This window comes from Streptomyces tremellae (assembly GCF_039540215.1).
Lineage (GTDB): Bacteria > Actinomycetota > Actinomycetes > Streptomycetales > Streptomycetaceae > Streptomyces > Streptomyces tremellae.
On sequence record NZ_BAABEP010000003.1, the window covers coordinates 197,940 to 223,102 of the forward strand.

The 25,163-nt window shown below is 74.8% G+C and carries 28 protein-coding genes and 3 pseudogenes; 11 read left to right on the forward strand and 20 right to left on the reverse strand.

Features of this window, described 5'->3' with window-relative positions:
- Window positions 1-6: 6 nt before the first annotated feature.
- From ABEA77_RS04595 to ABEA77_RS04650, 13 genes and pseudogenes are all read right to left on the reverse strand, one after another.
- Window positions 7-1,782, reverse strand: coding sequence for a complex I subunit 5 family protein (locus ABEA77_RS04595; RefSeq protein ID WP_345641504.1), 1,776 nt, complete (start codon window positions 1,780-1,782; stop codon window positions 7-9).
- On the reverse strand, window positions 1,779-2,126 hold the full coding sequence (locus ABEA77_RS04600) for an NADH-quinone oxidoreductase subunit K (protein ID WP_345641507.1): 348 nt from the start codon (window positions 2,124-2,126) through the stop codon (window positions 1,779-1,781). Before ABEA77_RS04600 ends, ABEA77_RS04595 begins: the two co-directional genes overlap by 4 nt.
- Window positions 2,127-2,136: 10 nt before the next feature.
- Window positions 2,137-2,919 (reverse strand): MnhB domain-containing protein, encoded by a 783-nt coding sequence (locus ABEA77_RS04605; protein ID WP_345641510.1) that lies wholly within the window; start codon window positions 2,917-2,919, stop codon window positions 2,137-2,139.
- A complete protein-coding gene (locus ABEA77_RS04610) occupies window positions 2,916-3,257 on the reverse strand; it encodes a Na(+)/H(+) antiporter subunit B (RefSeq protein WP_345641513.1) in 342 nt (113 codons plus the stop codon). Before ABEA77_RS04610 ends, ABEA77_RS04605 begins: the two co-directional genes overlap by 4 nt.
- Window positions 3,250-3,732, reverse strand: coding sequence for a monovalent cation/H+ antiporter complex subunit F (locus ABEA77_RS04615; protein ID WP_345641516.1), 483 nt, complete (start codon window positions 3,730-3,732; stop codon window positions 3,250-3,252). The genes ABEA77_RS04610 and ABEA77_RS04615 overlap by 8 nt, the downstream gene beginning before the upstream one ends.
- Window positions 3,729-3,905 carry a hypothetical protein gene (locus tag ABEA77_RS04620; RefSeq protein WP_345641518.1) on the reverse strand — a complete coding sequence of 59 codons (177 nt, stop codon included), beginning with the start codon at window positions 3,903-3,905 and terminating at the stop codon, window positions 3,729-3,731. Before ABEA77_RS04620 ends, ABEA77_RS04615 begins: the two co-directional genes overlap by 4 nt.
- A 92-nt stretch (window positions 3,906-3,997) precedes the next feature.
- Window positions 3,998-4,270 (reverse strand): hypothetical protein, encoded by a 273-nt coding sequence (locus tag ABEA77_RS04625; RefSeq protein WP_345641520.1) that lies wholly within the window; start codon window positions 4,268-4,270, stop codon window positions 3,998-4,000.
- Between the two features lie 60 nt (window positions 4,271-4,330).
- Window positions 4,331-4,720, reverse strand: a complete 390-nt coding sequence (gene ctaF, locus ABEA77_RS04630; protein ID WP_345641522.1) for an aa3-type cytochrome oxidase subunit IV — start codon at window positions 4,718-4,720, stop codon at window positions 4,331-4,333.
- Complete coding sequence (ctaD, locus tag ABEA77_RS04635) at window positions 4,717-6,396, reverse strand: aa3-type cytochrome oxidase subunit I (protein WP_345641660.1); 1,680 nt, start codon at window positions 6,394-6,396, stop codon at window positions 4,717-4,719. The genes ctaF and ctaD overlap by 4 nt, the downstream gene beginning before the upstream one ends.
- Window positions 6,397-6,644: 248 nt before the next feature.
- Window positions 6,645-6,943: pseudogene (locus ABEA77_RS33905) on the reverse strand (DUF6328 family protein).
- Window positions 6,940-7,167, reverse strand: a complete 228-nt coding sequence (locus ABEA77_RS33910; protein WP_425588191.1) for a DUF2267 domain-containing protein — start codon at window positions 7,165-7,167, stop codon at window positions 6,940-6,942. The pseudogene ABEA77_RS33905 and the gene ABEA77_RS33910 overlap by 4 nt, the downstream one beginning before the upstream one ends.
- A 138-nt stretch (window positions 7,168-7,305) precedes the next feature.
- Window positions 7,306-7,482 (reverse strand): hypothetical protein, encoded by a 177-nt coding sequence (locus ABEA77_RS04645; protein WP_345641525.1) that lies wholly within the window; start codon window positions 7,480-7,482, stop codon window positions 7,306-7,308.
- Between the two features lie 125 nt (window positions 7,483-7,607).
- Window positions 7,608-8,150 carry a cysteine hydrolase family protein gene (locus tag ABEA77_RS04650; protein ID WP_345641527.1) on the reverse strand — a complete coding sequence of 181 codons (543 nt, stop codon included), beginning with the start codon at window positions 8,148-8,150 and terminating at the stop codon, window positions 7,608-7,610.
- Window positions 8,151-8,338: 188 nt separating this feature from the next.
- On the opposite strand from ABEA77_RS04650, the gene ABEA77_RS04655 reads away from it, so the two are divergent.
- The 3 genes and pseudogenes from ABEA77_RS04655 to ABEA77_RS04665 form a co-directional block, all read left to right on the forward strand.
- Window positions 8,339-8,893 (forward strand): Dps family protein, encoded by a 555-nt coding sequence (locus ABEA77_RS04655; RefSeq protein ID WP_345641530.1) that lies wholly within the window; start codon window positions 8,339-8,341, stop codon window positions 8,891-8,893.
- Window positions 8,894-8,961: 68 nt separating this feature from the next.
- On the forward strand, window positions 8,962-9,795 hold the full coding sequence (locus ABEA77_RS04660; protein WP_345641532.1) for an Fpg/Nei family DNA glycosylase: 834 nt from the start codon (window positions 8,962-8,964) through the stop codon (window positions 9,793-9,795).
- A gap of 45 nt (window positions 9,796-9,840) precedes the next feature.
- A pseudogene (locus ABEA77_RS04665) lies at window positions 9,841-10,168 on the forward strand (uracil-DNA glycosylase family protein); the annotation flags it as partial.
- A 96-nt stretch (window positions 10,169-10,264) separates the two neighbouring features.
- Here ABEA77_RS04665 and ABEA77_RS04670 read toward each other — a convergent pair.
- From ABEA77_RS04670 to ABEA77_RS04680, 3 genes are all read right to left on the reverse strand, one after another.
- A complete protein-coding gene (locus tag ABEA77_RS04670; RefSeq protein ID WP_345641671.1) occupies window positions 10,265-10,747 on the reverse strand; it encodes a hypothetical protein in 483 nt (160 codons plus the stop codon).
- A 73-nt stretch (window positions 10,748-10,820) separates the two neighbouring features.
- Window positions 10,821-11,918, reverse strand: a complete 1,098-nt coding sequence (locus ABEA77_RS04675; RefSeq protein ID WP_345641534.1) for an erythromycin esterase family protein — start codon at window positions 11,916-11,918, stop codon at window positions 10,821-10,823.
- Complete coding sequence (locus tag ABEA77_RS04680) at window positions 11,858-12,880, reverse strand: iron-siderophore ABC transporter substrate-binding protein (RefSeq protein ID WP_345641536.1); 1,023 nt, start codon at window positions 12,878-12,880, stop codon at window positions 11,858-11,860. Before ABEA77_RS04680 ends, ABEA77_RS04675 begins: the two co-directional genes overlap by 61 nt.
- 259 nt (window positions 12,881-13,139) lie before the next feature.
- Between ABEA77_RS04680 and ABEA77_RS04685 the strand changes: the two genes are divergently transcribed.
- The 3 genes from ABEA77_RS04685 to ABEA77_RS04695 all read left to right on the forward strand — a co-directional run bounded on the left by ABEA77_RS04685 (window position 13,140) and on the right by ABEA77_RS04695 (window position 16,254).
- On the forward strand, window positions 13,140-14,471 hold the full coding sequence (locus ABEA77_RS04685) for an NtaA/DmoA family FMN-dependent monooxygenase (RefSeq protein ID WP_345641539.1): 1,332 nt from the start codon (window positions 13,140-13,142) through the stop codon (window positions 14,469-14,471).
- A gap of 109 nt (window positions 14,472-14,580) precedes the next feature.
- Window positions 14,581-15,216, forward strand: coding sequence for an NADPH-dependent FMN reductase (locus ABEA77_RS04690; RefSeq protein WP_345641542.1), 636 nt, complete (start codon window positions 14,581-14,583; stop codon window positions 15,214-15,216).
- Between the two features lie 126 nt (window positions 15,217-15,342).
- The gene (locus tag ABEA77_RS04695; RefSeq protein ID WP_345641545.1) at window positions 15,343-16,254 is read left to right on the forward strand and encodes a LysR family transcriptional regulator; all 912 of its coding nucleotides are present in this window, start codon (window positions 15,343-15,345) and stop codon (window positions 16,252-16,254) included.
- Window positions 16,255-16,298: 44 nt separating this feature from the next.
- On the opposite strand, the gene pepE is transcribed toward ABEA77_RS04695, so the two are convergent.
- On the reverse strand, window positions 16,299-17,024 hold the full coding sequence (pepE, locus tag ABEA77_RS04700; protein ID WP_345641548.1) for a dipeptidase PepE: 726 nt from the start codon (window positions 17,022-17,024) through the stop codon (window positions 16,299-16,301).
- A 67-nt stretch (window positions 17,025-17,091) separates the two neighbouring features.
- Window positions 17,092-17,934 carry an IclR family transcriptional regulator gene (locus tag ABEA77_RS04705; protein ID WP_345641551.1) on the reverse strand — a complete coding sequence of 281 codons (843 nt, stop codon included), beginning with the start codon at window positions 17,932-17,934 and terminating at the stop codon, window positions 17,092-17,094.
- 253 nt (window positions 17,935-18,187) lie between these two features.
- Here ABEA77_RS04705 and ABEA77_RS04710 point away from each other — a divergent pair, with 253 nt between their 5' ends.
- The 4 genes from ABEA77_RS04710 (at window position 18,188) to ABEA77_RS04725 (ending at window position 22,679) form a co-directional block, all read left to right on the forward strand.
- Window positions 18,188-19,201 (forward strand): DUF1177 domain-containing protein, encoded by a 1,014-nt coding sequence (locus tag ABEA77_RS04710; protein ID WP_345641554.1) that lies wholly within the window; start codon window positions 18,188-18,190, stop codon window positions 19,199-19,201.
- Between the two features lie 135 nt (window positions 19,202-19,336).
- Complete coding sequence (locus ABEA77_RS04715; protein WP_425588192.1) at window positions 19,337-21,070, forward strand: OPT family oligopeptide transporter; 1,734 nt, start codon at window positions 19,337-19,339, stop codon at window positions 21,068-21,070.
- A gap of 65 nt (window positions 21,071-21,135) precedes the next feature.
- On the forward strand, window positions 21,136-21,909 hold the full coding sequence (locus ABEA77_RS04720) for an AroM family protein (RefSeq protein ID WP_345641557.1): 774 nt from the start codon (window positions 21,136-21,138) through the stop codon (window positions 21,907-21,909).
- Between the two features lie 77 nt (window positions 21,910-21,986).
- Window positions 21,987-22,679, forward strand: coding sequence for an aspartate/glutamate racemase family protein (locus tag ABEA77_RS04725; protein ID WP_345641560.1), 693 nt, complete (start codon window positions 21,987-21,989; stop codon window positions 22,677-22,679).
- Between the two features lie 45 nt (window positions 22,680-22,724).
- Here the strand turns inward: ABEA77_RS04725 and ABEA77_RS04730 are convergent, their stop codons facing one another.
- Window positions 22,725-23,690 carry a pirin family protein gene (locus ABEA77_RS04730; RefSeq protein ID WP_345641563.1) on the reverse strand — a complete coding sequence of 322 codons (966 nt, stop codon included), beginning with the start codon at window positions 23,688-23,690 and terminating at the stop codon, window positions 22,725-22,727.
- Between the two features lie 184 nt (window positions 23,691-23,874).
- Between ABEA77_RS04730 and ABEA77_RS04735 the strand changes: the two genes are divergently transcribed.
- Window positions 23,875-24,198, forward strand: coding sequence for a tetratricopeptide repeat protein (locus ABEA77_RS04735; protein ID WP_345641666.1), 324 nt, complete (start codon window positions 23,875-23,877; stop codon window positions 24,196-24,198).
- On the opposite strand, the pseudogene ligD reads toward ABEA77_RS04735, so the two are convergent.
- Window positions 24,199-25,132: pseudogene (gene ligD, locus ABEA77_RS04740) on the reverse strand (non-homologous end-joining DNA ligase).
- Between the last annotated feature and the right edge of the window lie 31 nt (window positions 25,133-25,163).

Below are 25,163 nucleotides of genomic sequence, written 5' to 3' on the forward strand. Positions count from 1 at the left end.
CGCGCCTCAGCTGCCGCGCACCACGCCGGGCAGCGCGAGGGCGGCGAGCAGGGCCATCCCGACGAGCATCCAGGTGACGTAGTCGCCGACGTGGCCCGAGTGCAGGCGGCGCAGCGCGGTGGTCGCGTCGCGTACCGGTGTGCGGCCGCGCAGCCCGTACACGGCGTAGAGGGCGAGCCCGGCGGCGAGGCCCGCCGAAAGGAGGCCGAGGAGCATCCCGGGCGGTGCCCATCCGGCGGCCCCGGCGCCGCCGGTGTGCGGCTGGGCCCGCTCGACGGCGCTGCCCGCGGCGCGCGCCGCGACGGGGAGCGCCCCGGCGAGAAGAGAACCGAGCAGCAGGGCCGCGGGCACCGCCCCCATGGTGGCGGGGACCCGGGCGAGGACGGTGGCGGACTCGGGCTCCTCGTCCTCGCCGCTGGTCTCGTACGGTTCCCCGCCGGTGGGCGGCGCGCCCCAGCCGCCGAAGACGCGGGCGGCGACCCGCAGCACCGCGCCGCCGGTGACGGCAGACGCCGCCACGAGGACGGCCGTGAGCCAGGGCCCCGCCGCCTCCTCCGTGAGCGCCTTGCCGAGCGCCGTGCCGAACGGCGGAAGACCCGCGAGGGCGAGGCCGCCCGCGGTGAACAGCCCGGCCACCACCGGGACGTCGCGTCCCTTGCCGTGGAGTTCGCGCTCGTCGACGCTGCCGTAGCGGTCGAGGAGGATGCCCGAGCAGGCGAACAGCGCTGCCTTGGCGCCCGCGTGCCCGACGACGTACAGCGCGACGCCGGTGCCCGAGGCCGGGGTGAGGATCCCGAGGCCGATCAGGAAGACGCCGGTGTGCGACACGGTCGAGAAGGCGAGCAGCCGCTTGACGTGCCGCTGCTGCCAGCACATGACGGCGCCGACGAGCGCGGAGAGCACGCCGAGCGTCACCAGGGCCCGCCGGGCGTCGTCGTGCGGCACCCCGCCGGGGCCGCCGAAGACCGTCCAGTACACGCGCCACACGCCGTACGCGCCGAGTTCGACCATCACGCCGGAGAGCAGCATGCAGACGGGGGTCGGGGCGACGGCGTGGGCGTCGGGCAGCCAGAAGTGGAACGGTACGGCGGCCGCCTTCACAAGGAAGCCGGTCAGGACGAGCACGAAGGACGCGAGCACCAGCCCGTCGGGGCGGCCCTGGCGGTCGAGCGCGGCGCCCACGGCCCGCATGCCGAGCTCGCCGGTACGGGCGTACAGCAGCACGATGCCGGTCAGGGTGGCGTACGCGCCGAGAGAGTTGACCACGCCGAAGGTGAACGCGCCCTGCACGGCCCGCGCCTCCTCGACGCGGTAGCCGGTCAGCGCGTACGCCACGACGCTCATCAGCTCGAAGAACACGAATGCGTTGAAGAGGTCGCCGGTGATCGCGAACCCGCACATCCCCGCCTGGAACAGCAGGACGAGCGCGGGGAACGCCCCCGCGTGCCGGCCGGGCGGCTCGGCGAAGTACCGCCAGGAGTAGACGAGCACGGCGACGACGAGCAGCGACACCAGGGCGGTGAGCCCGAGGCCCGCGTGGTCGCCGCGCAGCACGATGCCGACGCTGTGGCCGCGCACCGGGGTCCAGCCGCCCACCCACGCGGTCAGCGGGGCTCCGGCCCGCGAGCCCGCGAGCAGCAGCCCGGCGAGGACGGCGGGCACCGCGGCCACGGCGAGGGCGAGGGGCTCGGCGGCCCGCCTGGGCAGCCGCCGCCCCAGGGAGACGAGCAGCGCGGCCCCGAGCAGCGGCACCGCGACGAGCAGCGGCAGGAGTCCGTTCATCCGCGCAGCTCGGAGAGGCGGTCGGGGTCGACGGTGCCGGCGCGCTTGTCGATCTGGATGACCAGTGCGAGCAGCAGGGCTGTGAGGGTGGCGCCGACGACGACGTCGGTGAGGGCCAGCGCCTGCACGACGGGGTCGACGAGCGGCCGGCTGCCCGGCTTCAGATCGGAGAAGACCGGGGCGGTGCCCCCGCCGCGGTAGCCGACCGCGAGCAGCAGCACATACGTGGACGCCTGGCACACGCTCAGGCAGCCCACGGCGTGGATGAGGTTCCTGCTGGTGGCGAGGCCGAGGACGCCGACGAGGAAGATCCACGCGGCGATCAGGTAGGGCAGCAGGGTCATGGGGCACCGCTCACTTTCCGTTGTCCCCGGGCGCGGGTCTCCGGCGGCCCGCCCCGGGCCCGGCGGGCCGCCGGGCGATCTCCACCGCCTGGTCGAGGAAGCAGGCGAGGAGCACGACCACCGCGGAGGCGACCTCCATGCCGACCGCGGCGTTGAGCAGCGGCACGGATCCGCCGGAGGCGATGCTGTTGAACGTGCCGTACGGCAGGGCGTTGGCGAGGAACGAGCCCGCTGCGACGAACCCCGCGAGGCCGACCACGAGGTAGGCGCCCTCCCCCACGGCGTCCGCGAGTTCGTAGGGGCCCCGGGGTCTGATCTTCTCCAGGGCGCGGTAGTCGACGGCGATGTACAGCAGGTGCAGTCCGGTGGCGACCACCACGCCGCCCTGGAAGCCGCCGCCGGGGCTGAGCTGCCCGTGGGCGACGATGTAGAGGCCGGCGACCAGGGTGACGGGCAGCAGGCGCAGCGCGTAGCGGCGCACCGCGGGGCGCACCAGGGCGGGCCGGGGCGGCGCCTCGCGCTCGTCGCGGGTCTGCCGCAGCAGGACGACGGTGCCGAGGACCGCGCCGAAGAGGATCGACTCCTCGCCCATGGTGTCGAAGGCACGCTGGTCGAAGTTGACCGCGGAGACGACGTTGGCGGTGCGCCGGGCGAGGGCGGCGTGCACGGCACGGTCGCCGTAGGGGTGGTGGGGCTGTCCGAAGTGCGGCAGGCCAGTGTACGCCCAGACCAGCAGCGCCGCGACGCCGAGCGCGCCGAAAGCGAGCAGCCGCAGCCTGGCCGCGCGGCTCACGGGGCCCCGCCCGGGTCGTCCCCCGTCCCCCCGGGCCGCCCGGTTCCTCCGGTCTTCCCGGTCTCCCCCCGGGCGCCGGCGCGCTCCCGGGGGGCGCGGCGCACGCCGTGGCGGACCTTGCGCACGGACAGCAGCAACAGCAGCGGGGTCAGGGCGGATCCGACCGCGAGCTGGGACAGGGCGACGTCGGGGGCCTGGAGCACCAGGAAGACGACCGCGAGGCACAGGCCGAGCATCGAAAGGACCAGCGCCTGCCTGGCCGGGTCGCGGACCAGGACGGCGGCCGTCGCCGCGGCGGCGACCAGCAGCAGCGCCACCACGATCACCGTGTCAGCCATGGCGCACCCGCTCCGCCTCGCCTGCGCGGTCCGGGCCGCCCGGCGGGTGGCGCAGCGCGGCGGTCGAGACCAGGTTGCCCGCCACCAGCAACGCGCCGATCAGCACGGTCTTCACCGTCGCCCGGCCCGGCGGCGTCACCGCGCACAGCGCGGTCACGACAGCGGCCGCGGCGAGCACGGAGAGGGCGCCGGTGATCCGGCCGCGCGGCGGGTCCCCGGCGAGTTCCGCGGCGAACAGCCGGGCGTAGATCAGGGTGCCCGCGGGGCCGAGGAGCGCGAGCAGCAGCGCGGCGTCCAGGTAGGCGCCCGGCCTCGCGTACCCCTGGGCGAGCAGCATCAGCACGAGGCACACGAGCAGGGTGGCGGTGTTCTGGGCACCGACCCTGCGGCGTACGGGACCGGTCGCGGCTCCCCACAGCGCGGGGGCCACCCCGCCCACGAGGCCGGCGGCCGCGGCGAGCAGCCAGCCGTTCACCGCCGGGCCACCGCGCGCCTGGCCCCGCACGCGGCGAGGGCGCCGAGCAGCGCGGCCGGGACTCCGACGGCCCACTCGACCCGGTCGACACGGCTGACCAGTGTCAGCCAGAGCGCGACGAGCACCGCCCACCAGGCCGCGAGTTCCGCGGCGTACGCACCTCTGCGGCCCATGCCCTCACCTCAGCTCGCGGCTACCCGGGGAACGGCCATGAAAGCATCGCGGAGACCGGGCAGGGACGAGTGACGCGCGCGGGGCGCCGTGTTCACCGGCCGGCCGGGCCGCGCCGGGGGCGGCGGCGGCCCGGGGCCGCGGCGTCGAGCACTGCGTCCGCGCCCGACCAGCCGCCGATCGGCTTCGCGTGGCGGTACGCCTCGTTGACCATCAGCACGACGCGGGGGGCGACGGCTCCGCCGCCGCCCCCCGCCTTGGCGTCGCGCGCGCCGAAGGCGTCGTCCCCGGGCGCGGGGCCCTCGGAACGTTCGCCCTGGTCATGGGGAACCGATCTGGGGTAGCCGATACGCGGTCGCGAAACCACGCGGGGGGCGTGTCGGAGCAACGGCGTCCTTCGGACGGGCGGCGCGTACCTGACGTGGCGTCAGTTCCCGTGGTCGACGGGCTGGAAGACGAAGCCGCACACCCCGGCCAGCAGCACCCCGGCCCCGATCAGGAACAGCCACAGGCCGAGCACCACCCCCGCGGCGGTGACGGCCATGCCCGCCGCGGTCAAAACCGGGTACGCGGTGTCCGGGGGGAAGAAGCCCACGGGACCCGCGCCGTTCACCACCTCGGCGTCCCGCAGGTCCTCGGGCCGCAGCCCCGTGTGCCGGTACTGGTACCAGAGGTAGAAGGTGATCAGCGCCGCCATCAGCGCGGCGACGATCAGGGCGGCCGTGCCGGTGGGCTCGCGCGACCACCCGCCGTAGACCGCCGCCGCGACGGCGAAGAACAGGGTCACGCCCGCGAACAGCAGGGCCTCGCGCCTCACCGGCCACCCCCCTCGTCCGCCGCGTCGATCCGGGCGCGCGTGGCCTCCTCGACGCCGCGCACCTGCGGGTGGTGCAGGTCGAAGGCGGGCGACTCGGACCTGATGCGCGGCAGGGAGGTGAAGTTGTGCCGGGGCGGCGGGCACGACGTCGCCCATTCGAGGGAGCGGCCGAAGCCCCAGGGGTCGTCCTCGCCGACGGGTCTCCCGTACTGGGCGGTGCGCCAGACGTTCCACAGGAACGGCAGCATCGACGTGCCGAGCAGGAACGCGCCGATGGTCGACAGGGTGTTGAGCCCGGTGAAGCCGTCGGCCGCCAGGTAGTCGGCGTAGCGGCGCGGCATGCCCTCGGCGCCGAGCCAGTGCTGTACGAGGAAGGTCAGGTGGAAGCCGGTGAAGAGGGTCCAGAAGTGGACGCGCCCGAGGCGCTCGTCGAGCATCTTGCCGGTGAACTTCGGCCACCAGAAGTAGAAGCCGGCGAACATCGCGAACACCACCGTGCCGAACAGCACGTAGTGCAGGTGTGCCACCACGAAGTACGAGTCCGTGACGTGGAAGTCGACCGGCGGGGACGCCAGCAGAACCCCGGTGAGCCCGCCGAAGAGGAAGGTGACGAGGAACCCGATCGACCAGAGCATCGGCGTCTCGAAGGAGAGGGAGCCGTGCCACATGGTGCCGATCCAGTTGAAGAACTTCACCCCCGTGGGCACCGCGATGAGGAACGAGGCCAGCGAGAAGAAAGGCAGCAGCACCGCGCCCGTGGCGAACATGTGGTGCGCCCACACGATCGCGGAGAGGCCCGTGATGGAGACGGTGGCGCCGATGAGGCCGACGTACCCGAAGATCGGCTTCCTGCTGAACACCGGGATGATCTCCGAGATGATGCCGAAGAACGGCAGGGCGACGATGTAGACCTCGGGATGGCCGAAGAACCAGAACAGGTGCTGCCACAGCAGCGCCCCGCCGTTCGCCGCGTCGAAGACGCGCGCGCCGAATTTGCGGTCGGCTTCCAGGGCCAGCAGCGCGGCCGTCAGCACGGGGAAGGCGAACAGCGCCAGGATCGACGTGAACAACGTGTTCCAGGTGAAGATCGGCATGCGGAACAGCGTCATCCCGGGGGCCCGCAGGCAGATGATCGTGGTGATGAAGTTGACCGAGCCGAGGATGGTCGAGAGGCCGGAGACGACCAGGCCCATCGCCCAGAGGTCGCCGCCGATGCCGGGGCTGTGGACAGCGCTGTTGAGGGGCGCGTAGGCGAACCAGCCGAAGGACGCGGCCCCTTCCGGCGTGAGGAAGCCCGCCACGACGAGCAGGCCGCCGAAGAGGAACAGCCAGTAGGTGAAGGCGTTGAGCCGGGGGAAGGCCACGTCGGGCGCGCCGATCTGCAGCGGCATGACGACGTTGGCGAACCCGACGAACGTCGGTGTCGCGAACAGCAGCATCATGATGGTGCCGTGGACGGTGAACAGCTGGTTGTACTGGTCCTGGGAGACGATCTGCAGTCCCGGCCTGGCCAGTTCGGCCCGCATCACGAGGGCCATCAGGCCGGCGGCGAGGAAGAAGCAGAAGGACGTGGCCAGGTACATCAGGCCGATCGTCTTGTGGTCGGTGGTGGTGAGCCAGCCCGCGAGCCGCCCGCCGACGCGGGTGGGTGGCAGGCGGGCCGCACGGCCCGGCACGCTCGGTGTGCGCGGCGGGGCCCCGCCCTCGGGGAGGCCTGACCGCTGGTCGGCTTCCGTCACAGCCGTACTCCCTTGCTTCAAGGCCCGGTACGCGGCCGCCGGCCCGCCCGGGGCGCCCCTGCGGGGCCGGTGTCCCGCCTCCCGGGTGTCGGAGTGTCCGCCTCCGGTGCGGCCGGCACAAGGACGCGGGGCCGTGCGGGGACACGATCGGCCCCCTCGGACGCGGCCCGCTCACGCGCCGGGGCTCATTCACGGTTCTTGGGAGTGACGGCGCGGTGCCAGGCCACCGCGGGCAGCACGAACCAGGCGAAGCCGAACCAGACGGCCATCGCCACCACCAGCCACACGGCGACGGTGTCGCTGCCCGCCACCCGCAGCACGAGCAGCAGGGCCGACGCCATCGTGCAGACCAGCAGGACGAGTCCCGCCACGGTGAAGCGGGACGCCCAGAGGACCGTCTCCGGCTTCAGCCGGCGGCTGTCAGCATCCGGTGCAGTGACACGGGGCCCGCGAGGGCACCGGTGGCCGCCGCGCCAAGCGTCACGGTGACGGTGTACAACGTCCTTTCACCGTCGGAGAGTTGACCGAAGCGCCCTCGATGAGGGCCACCAGGTCGGCGGGGAGCTGCGCGAAGAGGTGGCGGGCCGTGCCGTCCGGCAGCCGTTCCGCCAGGGTGGCGAGGACGGCGCGCGTCACCCGGGTGGCCGCCCGCCGGTCCGGCAGGGCCGCTCCCGCCTGTACGTGGCCGATCAACTCGTCGTACCGCATGAGCGGCGTGTGCTCCCTTCCTGCACTGCCGCCCCCGTCGGGTAACCGGCCGCTGTCCGCCGAAACGGGCGGGTACGGCGGCCGGGGAACCCGGGCGTGCGGGGGCCCGGGAGCACCCCGGGCGCGCGGGGCCGCAGGTCACGGGAACAGGGCGATCCCGAGCACCACGAGCACGACCGCCACCACGACGACCGCGACCACACCCCAGCCCTTCCGGCCCTTGGCGGGTTGGGCGGGGCCGCCGCGTGGACGGTCCTCGGGGAGCGTCGGGTGCTGCGGGCGGTCGTGGGTGCAGAAGTCGTCCTTGGGTGTCACGGGTCCACTCCCCACTGGTGGTGCGCGGCCCCGTCCCAGTACCCCGGAAGGCGCCCGTCATGACCGCCGGTGCGTCGCGCGGGGCGGGGCGGGACGCGGGGCAGGGCGCGGCCCCGCCGCCGGGGTCAGTCCGCGAGGGTCACGGCCTCGGCCGTCGTGATCTCGGCGGCCATGTTGCGCTCCATCATGTGCAGGGCGGGGTCGGCGAGCTCCCGGTGGATGTGCGCGACCGCGTCCCTGGGCACGGCGACGTCGAGGTGGCGGATGTGCGCGTCGAGCGCGGAGTAGAGCACGCACTGCTCGGTGACCTGGCCGCACAGCACGACGCGGCCGACACCGAGCTGGGTGAGCAGGTACGCGAGCGGGGTCTCGTAGAAGATCGAGTGGCGCGCCTTGATCACGAACAGTGACTGCTCGTCGGGGCGCAGCGGCTCGACCAGGTCCGCGTGGGCGCCGGAGAGCGCCGTGTCGACGATCTCGCCGTGGTGCGAGCGCCACTCGCCGAAGTTGTCGTTGGCGTAGATGACGGGGGCGCCGCGTTCCCTCGCGCGCTCGATCAGCCGCACCACCGCGGGCACGGCCCTGCGGGCCGAGGGCAGCAGCAGCTCCGCGTCGGCGTGGTCATACGTGTTGATCATGTCGATGACGATGACGGCCGTCTTGCGCATGGCTTCCATGGTGCCCCATGCGCCGCTCCGGCCCCTCCCGCGCCACCTGCGCGGACGCGGACGCGCGGCCCCGCCCCGTGTGAGACCGGCCACGGCCGGGTGAACCGCCGCGAGGGACGCGTCATGAACAGGGAGCAGTCGGGTACTCGGCGGGGAGACCGAGCACACCGTGCGACAGGAGGCACACCGTGACGAAGAATCGCACTCCGAGCTACACCGTCCCCGGCGTCGGCGTCGAGCAGGCCGGCGACATCATCGGCCACCTGCAGACCCGCCTCCACGCCCTGAACGACCTGCACCTCACCCTCAAGCACATCCACTGGAACGTGGTCGGTCCGCACTTCATCGCCGTGCACGAGATGCTCGACCCGCAGGTCGACCGCGTCCGCGACATGGCCGACGACGTGGCGGAGCGGATCGCGGCACTCGGCGGTGTCGCCCAGGGCACGCCAGGGACCCTGGTGGCCGAGCGCACCTGGGAGGACTACAGCGTCGGACGCGCCGACGCCATCGCCCACCTCGGCGCACTCGACCTCGTGTACACGGGCATCGTCGAGGACCTCAGGAAGGCCATCGACCACATCGGCCCGCTCGACACCGCCACCGAGGACCTGCTCATCGGGCAGCTGCGCGACCTCGAACAGTTCCAGTGGTTCGTCCGCGCCCACCTCGAAACGGCCGGCGGTGACCTGCGCACCGCAGGTGCGCACACCGAGAACGACGCCGCGCGCCAGGCCGGCTGACCGGGTGGCGCAGCCGCCGGCCGCGGCGGCCCGCACCACCGCTCCACCCCGAGAGAGGGCACGAGGCCATGCCCGAGCTTCCCGATGTCGAGGGTTTCCGGCAGGTGCTGCTGTCCTGCGGCCGGGGGTGCCGGGTGACCGGTGTACGGGTGCGGGACGCGGGAGTGCTGCGCGGTGTGAGCGCGCCGCGGCTGCGGAGCGTGCTGGAGGGACGGCGGCTCGGTACCCCGTGGCGGCACGGCAAGTGGCTGTTCGTGCCGGTGGAGGACGGCGGGCCGGCCCGGGGCGTGGCGCCTCGGCGTGAGGGCGCTGCAGGGGCCGAAGGGCCCGTGCTCGCCTTCCACTTCGGCATGACGGGGTCGCTGCGCTGCTGCGCACGGGACGAGGCGCCCGCACCGCACGACCGCATCGTGTTCACGCTGGACGGCCCGAGGTCCCTGCGCTACCGGGACCAACGCAAGCTGCAGGGCGTCAGGTTGACGGACGCCGCGGGCGTCGACCGGATATGTGAAGGGCTCGGCCCCGACGCCCTGAGTGTGCACAAGCCGGAGTTCAGGGACGCGTTGGCGGGGCGGCGCGGCACGGTCAAGAGCGAGCTGATGGACCAGTCGGTGATCGCGGGCCTCGGGAACCTGCTGCGCGACGAGATCCTCTGGCGGGCCCGCGTCGCTCCCCGCACCGCGGCACGGGACATGGACGAGCGGACGCTGCGCGGTGTGCACACCGCGATGGGCCGCGTGCTCAAGACGTCCGTGCACGACCGTCGCGTGCCGCCGCGCCGCGGGTGGCTGACCGGGCGCAGGGACGACGGCGACCCGCACTGCCCCCGCTGCGGCAGCCGTCTGCGCTCGGGCCGGGTCTCGGGCCGCAGAACCGTGTGGTGCCCGGTGTGCCAGCCGTGACCACACGATGGAGGGCCGGGTCGGCCCGACCCCCGGGAGGTCGCCATGGACGGACCGTACGACGCCCGGCCGTATCTGCCAGGCCGCGGCGGACTGCCCGCGCACGCAGCGCAGCTGCCGAGTGCCGCGGCTGCCCCCTGTACGGGCCCGCGACGCAGACCGTGTTCGGCACGGGCACGTCGACGGCGCGGCTGATGGTGGTCGGCGAGGAGCCGGGTGATCAGGAGGACCGGCAGGGGCTCCCCTTCGGGGTCCCGCGGGCCGTCTGCCGCGCCGCGCCATGGCGGACGCGTGGCTGCCTGTGGAGGGCGCCTGTCTCACCAACGCCGTCAAGCACTCCAAGGACGAGCGGCGCGGCCCGGGCAACGGGAGGCCTCGCCGACCGGGTGAGCGGTGCGGTCACCCGCGCCACCGGCCTGCTCACGGACATGGCGGAGAACGACGGGCGCCTGCCCCGCCCTGGCGGGTCTTACGGGCCGCGGGGCCGGGCCACGTCCCGTGGCCCGCGACCGGGCGGCCGACGAGCCCCGCGCGCCGCGCAGGCGCCCGGCGGCGCACCGGCGCGAACGCTCCTGAAGCGCACCGGGGCGGGCGGCCCCCGGGACGCCGGTGCGCCGCCCAGCGGACCGCCGCGTTCCCGCTGGGGCACTCCCTCGGGGTAGTAGGCGAAGCCCTTGCCGTGCATGTCGTTGGCGACGGCGCCGCGTCCGCCGGGCACCACGTCGACGAGGCGGGGCCGGTCGGCGAGGAGGTTGAGGCCGAGGCGGCCGACTTGCGGGGCCATGGTCTGCCGTGCGCCGAAGCCAGGGAACGCGGCGCCGAGCGTGCCGCCCCTGCGCGGCGCGGCCGCGGGGCCGCTCCCGGGCTGCCCTGCGCAGGCGCCCAGTGCGGCCGTCGCTGCCAGGGCGCCTGCCGGGCCGAGGAGTGCGCGTCGACTGGCTGTGGCCGGCACCGCGCCTCCTTTCTGCAAGTTTTACGCAATAGCAAAATCTAGGCGCAACGAGACCGTGGGAGTCGCGTACTCGTCAAGAGGGCGCGATCCGCGCCGCCGGGGTGAGGGAGGGCGCGTAGAGGACGGCGTCGAAGGCCGACGCGGCGTCGGCGAACACCGCGTCGAGCGGCGGCTCACCGGCACCGGGCGCCCTGCCGCCCTGGGCAGGGGGCCGCGCGGTGCGCCACGGCCGCAGGTCGAGGAGCGAGGTGCCGCCGGGCGCCGCGAGCAGCCCGGGTCCGCCGGTGGCCGCGCGCTCCGCGAGGTGCCGGCTCAGGTCCCGGTAGCGGCCGAGCGGGTAGGCGACCGAGGGGTCGCCGTCGCGCCAGACGGCGCCGACTGTGCGGCAGGCGCCGAGACCGCCGCGCGCCAGGCGCGCGCCGAGCGCGTGGGGCACGCGCCGGTCGAGGTGCTCCACCTGTTCGAACAGGAGAATCAGCCCCTCCGGGTGGCGGCGTGCGACCTCGCACAGGGTGGCGTACTGCGCGGCGTCGCGTCCCGCCAGGTCGCGGTGGTCGCCGCCGGCCGCGCGGTGCTCCGCGAGCCTGCGGCCCAGCCACTCGGCGTGCCGCGTGTCGTCCGGGCCGGCCGGCCCCTCGAACGCCGGGCCGCCGTGCGCCGGTTCCACCGTGCCCGAGCCGTACATCTCAAGGCCGTAGAACCGCACCCGCTCGGCCGGCGCGCGGCCGGCGTTGTGCCGGCGCAGCAGCCGCAGGAGTGCCCGGTTGTCGGCGAGGGCGGCCGACCGCGCCCAGGACCAGACGCCTCCGACCGCGGCGCGCGGGGGTTCGTCGGGTCCTGCGCCGAGGATGTAGGCGTCGGCGGCGCGGGAGCGGCCGAAGTGGGACTCCGCGGCCACCGCCGCGACGCGGTGGTGGCCGATGAGGTGACGGAGGACGGCGTTGCGTGCGACCAGGTACTCGCGGCGCAGGTGGACGCCCTCGGACCAGCCGAGCACCCTGGCACCCGAGGCGAGTCGGTCGACCAGCTCCGCGGCCGGTCCCCCGAGCGCGGGGACCTCTCCGTCCGCGACGGCGGCGGCCGTCCGCGCGGGGGAGCCGCCGTGGCCGCTCAGGATGCCTCCCCCCGCGCCGCGGCGCTCAGCAGGGGCAGATACCGGTCGAGCATCCACGGCAGGCTGAGCACGGACACGGCGCTCGTCGCGTACACCATCGCGGGGTCGGTCAGGGGCACGTATCCATGGCGCCGCACGGCGGGCATGCGGCGGAACAGCGCGCTGGACTCCAGCTTCCGCCGCACGGGCTTGCCCGCGTACCAGGAGACCAGGACGTCCGAGTCGATCGTGTCCAGCTTCTCCAGGCTGACCTGGGCGGCGAACGAGGAGGCCGTGGCGGGCAGGCTCGGCGAGACGGAGAAGCCGAGCCGGCGCAGCAGTTGCACGCGGGAGTCGGAGGCCAGGTAGAGGTTGTAGCTGCCCGCGGTGGTACCGGAGCCGAAGGCGACGGTGCGGCCGGCGAACTCCGGGTGCTCGGCCTTCGCCCCGGCGATCAGCCGGTCGGTGGAGCGTTCGAGCGCGGCGGCCTGCGGCACCCTGCCCAGCGCCTTTCCGACCAGGCGCAGCTGGTCCTGCCAGGAGGTCAGCCACGGCTTGCCGGGGTAGCCCACCGTCGGGGCGATCCGGTTGAGCTGCTTGTACTGCTCTGCCGTCAGTCCCGAGTCCACCGCGAGGACGACGTCGGGACGCAGCGCCGCGATCCGCTCGTACGGGACCTCGCCGGTGGTGTACTTGAGCAACTCCGGTGTGGCGCCCCGGAGTTTCTGCTTGTCCCAGGGCAGGACGCCGGATCCGTCCGCGGTGTTGTCGCTCATGTCCTGCATGCCCACGGGCACGACGCCGAGGGCGAGCGCGACGTCCTGGCTGCCCCAGCCGATCGTGACCACCCGCTTCGGGCGCGCGGGGACGGTGGCGCTGCCCACGGCGGAGCCGATGGTGACGGGGAAGCCCGCACCCCCGCCGGACGCCGGCGGGGAGCCGGCGGGCCCCGGGGACTCGCGCGCCCCGCCGGAACACCCGGCGAGAGTCAGGCAGAGCGCCGCGACGGCGGGAAGGATACGACCGAGCCCGATTCTCATAAGGTAAACCTTACCTAAGTTATAGTGGGCTTTCGAGACCGGCCCGCCGGTCATCGGCAGGGCCGCTGCCCTGCCGGGCCGTTTCCCATGCATCAGTTCTGCTGAAGAGTGGCAGTAGGAAGCCGTCCCTGGTGAGGTGCCCGCGGTGCTCGTAGCGTCGTGTCCCGAAAGGCCGTACGAGCGCGGCCGGGACGCCCGTGAGCGGTCCCGGACCCCCGCGGCCCACGGCCGTCCACGACCCACGAGGGAAGAGGTCCCGATGATCCTGACCGCCGCACTCATGCACGGACTCGGCATGCACACCGGCGCCTGGCTGGCGCGGGACGGCGCGGCGTCCGACTACCTGTCGGCGGCGATGTACAAGGAGATCGCCCGCACCGCCGAGTCCGGTGGCCTCCACGCGCTGTTCCTGGCCGAGCAGATGACCAATCAGGAGGTCGGCACCGAGCGGCCGTGCGGCGCCCTCGACACCGCGACCGTGCTCGCGCTGATGGCCGGGGTCACCGAGCGCATCGGCCTGGTCGGCACCGCGTCCACCACGTACAACCAGCCCTACGACCTGGCGCGGCGGTTCGCGACGCTCGACCACCTCACGGGCGGCCGGGTCGGCTGGAACTCCATCGCCACCCAGAACCCCACCGTCGTCGAGCAGTTCGGCGGCGGCGAGAGCCTGGACCACGAGCAGCGCTACGCGCGCGCCGACGAGTTCATCGACGTGGTGCTGCGGCTGTGGGACAGCTGGGAGGAGGGCGCGCTCGTCGGCGACAAGGAGTCCGGTGTGTTCGCCCGGGAGGACCTCGTCCACGAGATCGACCACGTCGGCCCGTACTTCTCCGTGCGCGGACCGCTGCCCTTCCCCCGCACACCGCAGGGCAGGCCGGTGATCTTCCAGGCCGGCTCCTCGCCGCGCGGGCGCGACCAGGCGGCCAAGTACGCGGACGTCGTCTTCACCGCCCAGCACGTCCTGCAGGACGCCGTCGACTTCCGCACGGACATGCGCGAGCGCGCCGCCGCGTACGGCCGCGACCCCGACTCCCTCAAGATTTTGCCCGGCATCTCCCTGGTGCTCGGGCGCACCCGGGACGAGGCGCAGCGGCGCAAGGACCGCCTCGACGAGGTCTTCGGCACGGGCCCGAACCTGCGCAAACTCGCCAAGCGGGTCGGCCTGCCGGTCGAGGCGCTGGTGCTCGACGAGAAGTTCCCCGCCCATCTGCTCGGCCCCGACGAGGAGTTCAAGGGGTCCATCGGCTTCCGCCGCAGCATCGTCAACCTCGCGGTCACCGAGGACCTCACGGTCCGGGAGCTGATCGCCCAGTACGGCGGCGGCCACCACCAGGTCGTGGGCACGGCCGAGGAGGTCGCGGACGACATGCAGGAGCGCCTCGCGGCGGGCGCGGCCGACGGCTTCACCCTGATGATCGACATGCTGCCCTCAGGACTGCACGACGTGGTCGACCTGCTGGTGCCGGAACTGCGCAGGCGCGGCCTGTTCCACCAGGAGTACGAACACACCACCCTGCGCGACACGCTGGGCCTCGGCCCGGCCGCCCCCGCCCCGAAGGCCGCCGCCCCGGCCACGGCCGCCGCGTGACGCGCCGTCCGTCCGCCAGGCGGCGCGCACGACCCGAACCAGCCGAACCACCGGAAAGACACAGGCCGCACGGACACTGACGACCGGACGGACGACGAGGACGGAACGGATGACGAGGACCGACATGACCAACGACCTGGCCCCGAGCGGGACACCGACCCTGACGGACACCGCGTACACCCCGACCGTCCTCGGACTCGGCGGCACGCTGCGCCCCGGCTCCACCTCGGAACAGGCGCTCCGCCTCGCGCTGCGCGCGGCCGGGGAGCACGGCGCCCGCACGGAGGTCATCACGGCCACGGAGCTCGAACTTCCCATGTACGACCCGGGCCACCGGCCGCTGACCGCGCGGGCGCACCGCCTGCTCGACGCGGTGCGCAGGGCCGACGGCATCGTCATCGCGAGCCCCGGCTACCACGGCGGCACCTCGGGCCTCCTCAAGAACGCCCTCGACTACCTCCAGGAGCTCGCGGGCGACCCGGTGCCCTACGTGGACGGCAAGGCGGTCGGCTGCGTCGTGACCACGGCGGGCTGGCAGGCCGGCGCCACCACGCTGACGTCGCTGCGCTCGACCGTGCACGCGCTGCGCGGCTGGCCGACACCGCTGGGTGTCGTCGTCAACTCCTCCGACAAGCCCTTCGGTCCTGACGGCGAGAGCACCGACCCGAAGGTCGCGGGCCAGCTCGCCGCGCTCGGCGGGCAGGTCGCGTCGTTCGCCAGGATGCGGGCCGCGCACCTGGTGTGAGCGGTACCCGGTCCGGCCGCACCGCCTCGCGGTGGCGCGGCCGGACCGGGTACCGCCCCTGCCGGGCCAGGCGCCGACCGGCGATGATGGAGCGGTCCGGCGCCGGAGCGGAAAGGGAGGAGCCGCGTGCTCGACGTACGCCGTCTGCAGATCTTCCTCGCGGTCGCGGAGGAGGGTTCCGTCACGGCCGCGGCGCAGCGCCTCTACCTGACCCAGTCGGCCGTCTCCCAGCAGGTGCAGGCGCTGGAGCGGGAACTGGACGTGCCGCTGCTGCGCCGGGTGGCCCGCGGGGTCCGGCTCACCCCGGCGGGCGCGGCGCTCGCCGGACACGCCAGGGACCTGTTCGGACGGCTCACCACCGTGGAGGAGGAGATCAGGTCGTTCGCCGGGGGGTCCAGGGAGATCCGGCTCGGCGCGTTCGCCAGCGCCGGGGTGGAGCTGCTGCCGCTGGCGCTGCGCACCTTCCGCGCCGGCCGCCCCGACGTGCGGGTGCTGCTGAACTCCGTGCACGCGGACGCCCCGCAGGCCGGGCTGCGGGACGGTCTCTTCCAGGCCGTGCTGACCTGGGAGTACGACTTCTCGCCGCAGACGGCCGACCGGGCGCTCGTCCAGTGGCACCTGCCGGACGACCCGCTGCGCGCGGTCCTGCCACTCGGGCACCCGCTGGCCGGCCGGGACGAGATCCCGCTCGCGGACCTCGCCGACGAGCGCTGGGTGGTGCGCGCCCACCGCGCGCCGTACGCGGAGGCGTACGAGACGATGTGCGCGGCGGCCGGGTTCGCGCCCGCCGTCGCCTTCAGGACCGACGACTACCAGTCGCTGCAGGGGCTGGTGGCCGCGGGGATGGGCATCAGCCTCGCCCCCGCGCTCTCACTGCTTCCGCACCGCGAGGACATCGCCGTGGTGCGGCTCGCGCCGCCGGCCCCCGCGCGCCGGGTGACCGCGCTGACGCTCACGGACCCCGGGGCGGGGACGCCGCTGCGGGAACTGCTGGAGATCCTGGACGACACGGCGCGCTCGCTGCTCGCCGGGCGGTGACACCCCGGGGGCGCGCACCGCCCCGGGTACCACCGCCCGCGCCCTCAGCGGCGGTCGAAGCGGGCCTCGTAGGTGAGCAGTTCGCTCAGGTCGTGGCCGGTCGGCACCTCCTCGGGCTGCCGGCCCCGCCGGAAGACGACCGCGCCCGCCGGTGTGCCGCCGAGGGTCAGGCTGCCGTCCGTGCGGCGCAGCCAGGTGCCCTCCCGCAGGCCCACCACGGGCACGTCGTTCTCCTCCAGGAACTGCGCCAGCCGCTGGGCCCTGGTCTCACCCATGTGGGCCCTGTCCGGCGAGGCGTCCAGGTAGTGCGGGTTGATCTGGAACGGCAGCAGGCCGAGCGCGTCGAACGACGGCGGCTGCACGATCGGCATGTCGTTGGTGGTGCGCAGCGTCGGGCAGGCCATGTTGGTGCCCGCGCTCGACCCCAGGTAGGGGGCGCCTGCCCCGACGCGCTCCCGGATCGCGGCCACGAGGCCGAACGTGTGCAGCGCCTTGAGGAGCCGGAAGCTGTTGCCGCCGCCGACGAAGACCGCGCCCGCCGCGCGGACGGCGGCCGCCGGGTCGGCCGCGGTGTGGGCGCCCGTGACGCGGATCCCGAGCGGTTCGAGCGCGGCGGCGACCTGCGCGGTGTACGCGTCGTGGTCGGCCAGCGCGTACGGCACGAAGAGGAGGTCGGCGGCGCCGCCGAGCGCGTCGCGGATCTCCTCCTTGGCGTGGTCCAGGTAACGGCGGCCGGGTGCGGTCGAGTTGGAGAGGAGCAGCAGCTTCATGGCGTCCTTGTGTCGTGGTGCGGATAGGTGGGCGAGGGGGCGGGCCGGCGGGCCGCGAGCGGACGGCTCAGCGCGCCTCGCCGCCGCGTACGGTGCGGGGCCGGCGCGGTGTGAGCAGTCTGCCGAGGTCCGCGGCGCTGCGCAGCAGCGGGGCGACCAGGCCGGCGCGGCGGCTGCGCAGGGCCTCGTGGGAGCCGACGACGGAGAGCGTGCCCACGGCGCGGCGGCCCACCGCGACGGGCGCGGCGAGCGCCGCGGTCTCCGGGTCGTACTCCCCTTCCGAGTACGCGTAGCCGACGCGTCTGACCTCGGCGAAGCGCTCCTCGAGCGCGGCGGGGTCGGTGAGCGTGCGCCCGCCGAAGCGGCCCATGGGACGGCTGTAGAGCAGGGCGGCCCGGTCCTCGGGCGGGAGCATGCCGAAGTAGGCGCGGGAGGTGGCGCCCGCGTGCGCCGGGTACAGCTCGCCCGCGAGGCCGTGCACCCTGAGCGGGCCGTGCACGCCGTCGGCCGCGGCCACGCAGCGCAGGTGGATGCCGTCGGGCACCGCGAACAGCGCGCTCGCGTCCGACTCGTCGGCCAGCCTCTGGAGGACCGGCATCACGAGCCCGGCGAGTCCCCCGTCCCGCTCCCAGCCCCTGGCCAGGTCCCACACCGCCGGGCCGAGCCGGTAGCGGCGCGAGCGCGGGTCGGAGACGAGGAAGCCGCGGTAGGCGAGGGCGGCGAGCAGCCGCTGCGCCACGGACTTGTCGAGGCCGAACTCCTTCGCCACGTCGGAGACGCCCCACTCCGGCCGGTCGCGGTCGAACGACTGGAGCAGGCTCAGCAGCCGGTCGGCGGTCTGGAGCGGGGGGCGCGGGGCCTGCGCGGCCCCCGGCGGCGGCCCGGACGTTGCGGGGCGGTTGTCGGACATGACACGCAGCGTAACAGTTCTCGTATATCGGGAATCAATTGCGCTCAGCGCGCTGCCCGGGGAACTCTGGGCGCACCGGCGAACCGGAGAGCGGCCATCTGTGGTAGGCCGCCGTGTGCGCGGTCCACGGCCGTGCCCGGCGCGGCGGCGGGCGGGAGTGCCCTCCCTGTCCGGCGCCGCACACCGGTCCGCCCGGCCGTTCCACCGCGGCGGCCGTACCCGGCGGGTCCGGTCCCTCAGAAAGGCGTTTCCCTTGTTGCAGCACGTCCTCGATGTCATCCGGCTCCTCGACCGCCCCCAGACCAGCGGCGAACTGCTCGCCGCCCATCTGCGCTCCGTGCTCGCCGCGGCCCGCCAGGAGACGGCGGAGGCGGTCGGTTCCGGCACCGTCCCCGGGGCAGCGAAGGCCGTACGGGCGGGCCGCGGCGAGCCGGTGATCGAGGTGCGGGAGGTCTCGGGCGAGAAGGGCGGCACGGACTTCGTCTCGGTGACGGTCCCCGGCAGCCGCGGCCGGCTCGCCGGCGGCGACGCGCCCACGCTCGGCGTCCTCGGCCGGCTCGGCGGCGTGGGCGCGCGCCCCGAGCGGATCGGCCTGGTCTCGGACGCGGACGGCGCGGTGGCGGCCCTCGCCTCGGCGGCGAAGCTGCTCGACATGCACGCGCGGGGCGATGTGCTCGACGGCGACGTGGTCGTCTCCACGCACGTCAGCGGCTGGGCACCCACCCGGCCGCACGACCCGGTGCCCTTCATGGACTCCCCCGTCGACGTGCTGACGTGCAACCGCGAGGAGGTCTCGGACGCGATGGACGCGATCGTGTCCATCGACACCACCAAGGGCAACAGGCTGCTCAGCCACCGGGGCGTGGCGCTGACGCCGACCGTCTGCCAGGGCTGGATCCTGCGGGTCAGCGAGGATCTGCTCTCCGTGCTGGAGACGGTCACAGGAGAGCAGGCCAGGGTCCTCGCGGTGACGACACAGGACATCACCCCGTACGGCAACGGCGTGCACCACATCAACTCGCTGCTCCAGCCCGCGGTCGCCACCGCCGCCCCGGTCGTCGGGCTCGCCGTCACGGCGGGCACGGCGGTGGCGGGATGCGCGACCGGCGCGAGCCACGAGACGGACATCGCGGCGGCGGCGCGCTTCGCCGTCGAGACGGCGAAGGAGTTCGGCAGGGGCGCGGCGCGCTTCCTCGACCCGGCCGAGTTCGCGCGGCTCGTCGAGCTGTACGGGCCGATGACCCGGCTCCAGGCGGCGGCCGGCTGACGCCCTGGGGCCGCCCGCGAGGGCGCCCTCGTCCCGCGACCGGCCGGGGGGTTTCCGCCGCTCGGCCACAGGACCCTCTTCCGCGGGCGGCGCCCGCACACCCCCGCATCCACCGACCAGGCCCAGGAGGCACCCGTGCGACCCACAGCCCCGACCGGCCCGCCGGCCGCGTCCGACACCGACGCGGCGGTGCCCCCCAGGCATCCGCGTGCGCTCGAACCGGTCACCGCCGTGCTCACCGTCCTGTTGTCGGTGCTCGGCGCGCTGATCGGCGTCGTGCTGATCACCTCGCTCGGCGTCTCGCCCAACACGGCCGTGATCGGCGCCCTGGTCGCGATGGTCATCGGGCGCGTGCCGCTGCGCGTGCTGCGGGGCATGCGCTCGCCGCACCGGCAGAACCTCGTGCAGTCCGCGGTCTCAGGATCCACGTTCGCCGCGGCCAACTCGCTGATGACGCCGATCGCGGTGCCCTTCGCCCTGGGCCGCACCGACCTGGTGTGGCCGATGCTGGGCGGCGCGGTCATCGGCCTCGCGGTGGACAGCTGGGTGCTCTACCGGGTCTTCGACTCCCGACTGCTGCCCGCGTCCAACGCCTGGCCCGCCGGGATCGCGGCGGCCGAGACCATCAAGGCGGGCGACTCGGGCGGGCGCAAGGCCGCCGTGCTGGGCGTCAGCGCGCTCGTCGGACTCGTCGGCGCGGCCCTCAAGCTGCCGACCAGCGCGGCGGGCGTCGCGTTCCTCGGCAACATCTGGGCGCTGCTGATGTTCGGCGTCGGGCTCCTCGTCGCCCAGTACGCGCCCACCGTGCTGCACACCGACCTGTCGGCGGCGCACGTGCCGCACGGGCTGATGATCGGCGCGGGCCTCGTGGCGCTGGGCCAGGCGATCAGGCTGATGCGCGGGGGCCGCGGCAAGCAACCGGACGTGCAGGGCGGCGGGGCGGGCGCGGAGGATGCGGGCGCGGACGGCGCCCCCGCGGCTCCCGGGGCGGGCGCCGCAGGGCTGCCGGGGCCCACGGTCGGCACCGGGCGGCTGCGCCGCGGGCTGCTCGAAGGGATGGGCCTCTTCCTCGTCGGCGCGCTGGTGGTCGCCCTGACCGGCGGGCTCATGGGCGGCATGGCGCCCGCCGCCCTGGCCGGCTGGGTGGCACTCGCGGGGGTGGCCGCTGTCGCGCACCAGTTGATCGTGGGGCTCGCCGCGATGCACTCGGGGTGGTTCCCGGCGTTCGCGGTGACCCTGATCGTGCTGATCGTCGGCCTGTTCCTGCACATCCCCACCGTGCCGCTCGCGCTGCTCGTGGGATACACGGCCTCCACGGGGCCCGCCTTCGCCGACCTCGGCTACGACTTCAAGGCGGGCTGGCTGCTGCGCAGGGACGCCGTGCCGTGGCAGCCGTTCGAGCTCGACGGGCGGCGCCAGCAGTACATCGCCCAGCTGCTCGGCTTCGGCGTGGCGCTCGTCGTGGTCGCCGTCGCCTGGCACTCGTTCTTCACCGACGGCCGCGTCCCCCCGGTCTCCAAGGTCTACGTCACGACCATCACGACGGGCCTCGACCCCGACGTCATGCGCACCCTGCTGCTGTGGGCGATCCCCGGCGCGCTGATCCAGCTGGCCGGCGGCTCGTCCCGGCAGCTCGGCGTGCTGCTCGCCACCGGTCTGCTGGTGGCGACGCCGCAGGCGGGCTGGATGGTGCTGGGCGCCCTCGCCGTGCGCTACGGCTATGTGCGCTGGCGCCGCCGCGGCGCCCGGGACGCGGCCGAGCGGCGCCGCAGTGACGAGGAGGCCGACAACGAGCTGTCCCTCGTCGGCGCGGGTCTTGTGGCGGGCAGCTCGCTCAACGACCTGGGCCAGCTGACGAAGGCCCTGTGACAACGGCGCAGACCATGTACCCGGCCGGCCCGCACCACCGGCCGCCGCCCCCTGGAGAGGTCCCGATGAAGACCGTGCAAGACCCCGAGCGGGAACACGCCGCCGCGGCGGCCGGGTGCGCACGGCGCCCCGGCGCCGCGCTCGGCCTGGTGACGATCGGCCAGGCGCCCCGCGACGACCTGCGCCCCGACGCGGAGCCGCTGCTGCCCGGCGTGCGGCTGATCGAGCACGGCGCGCTCGACGAGGAGGTGTTCTCCGGGAACGCGGAGGCGGAGACCCGCAGGGCGCTGGCCCCTGAGCCCGGCGAGGCGCCCCTCGTCTCGCGGCTGCGCGACGGCCGCTCCGTGGTGCTCGGCCACGGCGCCGTGGTGCCGAGGATCGCGCGCGCCGTCGCGCGCGCCGAGCGGGACGGGGCCGCGGCGACCCTGGTGCTGTGCACCGGGCACTTCCCCTCCGTGCCCTCCGCGCGGCCGCTGCTGTACGCGGAACCGCTGGTGCAGCACGCCGTGGCCGCCCTCGTGGGCGGCGACCCTGTGGGGCTCGTCTGCCCGCGTGACGACCAGGCCCTGGACGTGGGCGAGCGCTGGGCCGGGCTGCTGCCCGGCCGGGTGTCCGCCGCGGGCGCGGACCCGTACGCGCCGCGCGAGGAGGCGGTCGGCCTGGTCGCGGAGGCCGCCGGAGAGCTGGTGGGCGCCGGTGCCCGCTGGCTGGTCCTCGACTGCATCGGCTACACGGAGGAGATGCGGCGCGCCGCCGCGCGCGCCGCGGGCCGCCCCGTCCTGCTCGCCCGCTCGCTGGCGGTCAGGGCCGCGGGCGAGGCCGTCGCCGCCCACGGCTGACCCGTACCGCCCGGTCCCCCACCCGCCCACAACCGACCCGCACGCCGGGGTTCCCGGCCCGCATGCAGGAGATGCCCGTGACCACAGCACGCCCCTTCCAGGCCCCGTCGGCAGACACCGGGGAACGCACCGCGCCCGTCGGGGTGATCCGCGTGCTCACCAGCGGCGACCCGGCCCTCGTCAACGACCACGGGCGGCTGCTGACCGAGCGGTACGGCTTCCCCACCGTCTCCCGCTGCATCCCGGACCAGCCCGACGGCATCCACGACGACGCGACCCACCGGACGGCCGAGCCCAAGATCGTCGCGCTCGCCCGCGAGCTGGCCGCCGAGGGCGTCGGCACGATCGTCATCAGCTGCGCCGCCGATCCGGCGCTCGACGAGACGCGCGCGGCCGTGGGCGTGCCGGTCGTCGGCGCGGGCTCGGCCGCGGCCGCGCTCGCCCTGGGGCTGGGGCGGCGCATCGGGGTGCTGGGCATCCGCGAGGAGGCGCCGCCCGCCGTGGCCGCGCTGCTCGGGACCCGGCTCGCCGGGTCGGCGCGGCCCGAGGGCGTGCGCGGCACGCGGGACCTGCGCACCCCCGAGGGCGCGGAGGCCGCGGTGGCGGCCGCGGCGCGTCTGGTGGAGCGCGGCGCCGACACCCTGCTCCTCGCCTGCACGGGCCTGACCTCGATCGGGGTCAGGAGCCGCCTGGAGGCCGCGCTCGGGGTGCCGGTCGTGGACCCGGTCCTGGCGGCGGGCCTGGTAGCCGCCTACCGCCGTACGGCCTGAGCCGCCGGGCGCCGGTCCTCGCGCCGTACCGGGCCGGGTGCGCGCTCAGCGCACCCGGCCGCGCGCCTTCAGCGGGGTGGGCGGCAGCGCGGGGGCGGGCAGGCGTGCGCCGTCGTAGCCGCGGACCTCGCCGAAGCGGTCGCCCGCCATCCAGTCCTCGCGGGCCCGCGCGATCTCATCCTGGGTCCTGCCGACGAAGTTCCACCACATCAGCAGCTTCTCCTCGAAGGGCTCGCCGCCCAGCAGCATCAGGGACGCGTCCGTGGCGGCCCGCAGCGGCAGTTCGCGGCGGCCCGCGCCGAGGTAGAGCATCGATCCGGGCAGCACGGTGACCCCGTCGACCTCCGCCTCGCCCGCCATGGCGAGCACGCCGTACTCGAAGTCGGGTTCGACGGGGACGCGTGGCGCGGCGCCCGCGGCGAGGGTGAGGTCGGCGCCCATCAGCGGACTGTAGGTGGTGCCGGGCGACGCGGCACCGTCGACGCTCCCGAGGACCACGGTGGCCGCGAGGCCCGGTGCGGTGACGGCGGGGAGCTCGGCGTGGTGCTCGAAGTGCGGCTCGACGTGGCGGTGCGCGTCGGGCAGCGCCACCCAGAGCTGGGCGCCGTGCAGCAGGCGTGCGTGGTCGCGGGGGCTCTCCTCGGAGTGCGCGATGGCCCGGCCCGAGGTCATGAGGCCGAGTTCGCGCGGCCGGATCGTCTGCAGGCTGCCGAGACTGTCGCGGTGCAGTACCTCGCCCTCGTGCAGCCAGCTGACGGTCTGCAGGCCCATGTGCGGGTGGGGCGGCACCTGCATGCCGGGCTCGTCCGCGATGTCGTCGGGGCCGTAGTGGTCGACAAAAGCCCAGGCTCCGATCATGCGGCGCCCGAGGTTGGGCAGCAGCCTGCGGACCTCGGTGGACTCGCCGAGCCGTACCCGGCGCGGGCTCAGCAGTTCACGGACCGGCGCGGCGCCCACGTCCTGCCGGCCGCCGCAGGTGGTGACGGTCGCCCGGCGCTCCAGATTACTCATGGCGCCCAACGTAAGCCCGGGGGCGCGGGCCGCGCACCGGCACCCGCCCAAAGCTTGTGGAATATTCAACTAACCATGCGGGTTGACGCGCACGTCCGAGCAACCCGGCCCGTGAGGAGGCCCCGTGGAAGAGTCGAGCTACTTCGAGTACGGCACCCCGGCGCAGCGCTGGGACCGGGCGCAGATGTTCTTCGACGCCAAGGAGTACGTGACGGCCGCCCGCATCCTGCTGGGGCTCGTCGAGGAGGCGCCCGAGCAGGTGGGACCCAGGCTGCTGCTGGCGCGCGCCTACTACCACTCCGCCCGGCTCGGCAGGGCCGAGGAGCAGCTGCGCACCGTCCTGGAGCGCGACCCGGTCGAGGCGTACGCGCACCTCATGCTCGGCAGGACCCTGGAGCGCCAGGGCCGGGACGGGGAGGCCGCCACGCACCTGCGGATCGCCGCCGCGTTCGCGGGCGAGCCGCCTGACGGGCCCGGCACCGCGCCGGCCGGCGTCACGGTGCGCTGATCAGCGCAGGGCCCGCAGCCGGCGCGCGGCGGGTCCGAGGCCGCGGCCCCTGGTCGGCAGGTGCGACCAGGGGCCGCTGCGGGCCTGCTCCAGCACGTCGCCCACGCTCCAGCGCCCGGCGTGGACCGTGGGGTCGTCCAGCTGGTCCCAGGTCAGCGGGGTGGCGACCGGGGCGCCCGGCTTCGCGCGCACGGAGTAGGGGGCGACCGAGGTCTGCGCGTAGGCGTTGCGCTGGAGATCCAGGTAGAGGCGCCCACCGCGCGCGTCGGTGCGCATCTCGGTGGTGAGGTGGTCCGGGTCGCGCGTGGTGAGCAGTTCGGCCGCCTCGCCCGCGAAGGCGCGCACCTCGTCGAAGGCGGCGCCCCGGTCGAGCGGCACCAGGACGTGCAGCCCGCGGGAGCCCGTGGTCATCAGGGCGGCGGGCAGGCGGATCTCTTCGAGGAGTTCGCCGAGCCGCCTGGCCGCCCACCCTGACCTGCTCGAAACCGCCGCCCTCGGCGGGGTCGAGGTCGAAGACGAGCCGGTCGGGGTGGTCGGGCCTGTCGGCGCGCGACTGCCAGCGGTGGAAGGCCACGCACGCCTGGTCCGCGAGGTAGAGCAGGGTCGCCGTGTCGTCGCAGACCGCATGGGTGACCGTGCCGCCCTTCTTGGGGAGTTCGGCGCGGCGGATCCACTCCGGGTACGACTCCGGCGTGTTCTTCTGCATGAAGCGCGGCCCGCCGACGCCGTCCGGGTGGCGCTCAAGCATCAGCGGCCGCCCCCTGAGCTCGGGCAGCATGTGCGGGGCGAGGTCCCGGTAGTGCCCGGCCAGGTCCGCCTTGGTCAGCGGGGGCTCGTGGTCGGGGAAGAGGACCTTGTCCGGGCGGTGGACGCCGATGTTCCTGCGTCCCGCCCGTACCGTGCGGACGTCGCCGCCCGTGCGTCCACCGCTCACCGCGTGCTCCCTTCCGCCGTACGTGCCGGGC

Bases quoted from the DNA above. Each gene is read 5' to 3' on its own strand.
- ABEA77_RS04705 (WP_345641551.1), bottom strand. From the start codon at position 17,934: ATGTCCGACAACCGCCCCGCAACGTCCGGGCCGCCGCCGGGGGCCGCG.
- ABEA77_RS04690 (WP_345641542.1), top strand. From the start codon at position 14,581: ATGACGAGGACCGACATGACCAACGACCTGGCCCCGAGCGGGACACCG.
- ABEA77_RS04595 (WP_345641504.1), bottom strand. From the start codon at position 1,782: ATGAACGGACTCCTGCCGCTGCTCGTCGCGGTGCCGCTGCTCGGGGCC.
- ABEA77_RS04650 (WP_345641527.1), bottom strand. From the start codon at position 8,150: ATGCGCAAGACGGCCGTCATCGTCATCGACATGATCAACACGTATGAC.
- ABEA77_RS04680 (WP_345641536.1), bottom strand. From the start codon at position 12,880: ATGAGAATCGGGCTCGGTCGTATCCTTCCCGCCGTCGCGGCGCTCTGC.
- ABEA77_RS04610 (WP_345641513.1), bottom strand. From the start codon at position 3,257: ATGGCTGACACGGTGATCGTGGTGGCGCTGCTGCTGGTCGCCGCCGCG.
- ABEA77_RS04730 (WP_345641563.1), bottom strand. From the start codon at position 23,690: ATGAGTAATCTGGAGCGCCGGGCGACCGTCACCACCTGCGGCGGCCGG.
- ABEA77_RS04685 (WP_345641539.1), top strand. From the start codon at position 13,140: ATGATCCTGACCGCCGCACTCATGCACGGACTCGGCATGCACACCGGC.
- ABEA77_RS04720 (WP_345641557.1), top strand. From the start codon at position 21,136: ATGAAGACCGTGCAAGACCCCGAGCGGGAACACGCCGCCGCGGCGGCC.
- ABEA77_RS04620 (WP_345641518.1), bottom strand. From the start codon at position 3,905: ATGGGCCGCAGAGGTGCGTACGCCGCGGAACTCGCGGCCTGGTGGGCG.
- ABEA77_RS33910 (WP_425588191.1), bottom strand. From the start codon at position 7,167: ATGCGGTACGACGAGTTGATCGGCCACGTACAGGCGGGAGCGGCCCTG.
- pepE (WP_345641548.1), bottom strand. From the start codon at position 17,024: ATGAAGCTGCTGCTCCTCTCCAACTCGACCGCACCCGGCCGCCGTTAC.
- ABEA77_RS04600 (WP_345641507.1), bottom strand. From the start codon at position 2,126: ATGACCCTGCTGCCCTACCTGATCGCCGCGTGGATCTTCCTCGTCGGC.
- ABEA77_RS04660 (WP_345641532.1), top strand. From the start codon at position 8,962: ATGCCCGAGCTTCCCGATGTCGAGGGTTTCCGGCAGGTGCTGCTGTCC.
- ABEA77_RS04735 (WP_345641666.1), top strand. From the start codon at position 23,875: ATGTTCTTCGACGCCAAGGAGTACGTGACGGCCGCCCGCATCCTGCTG.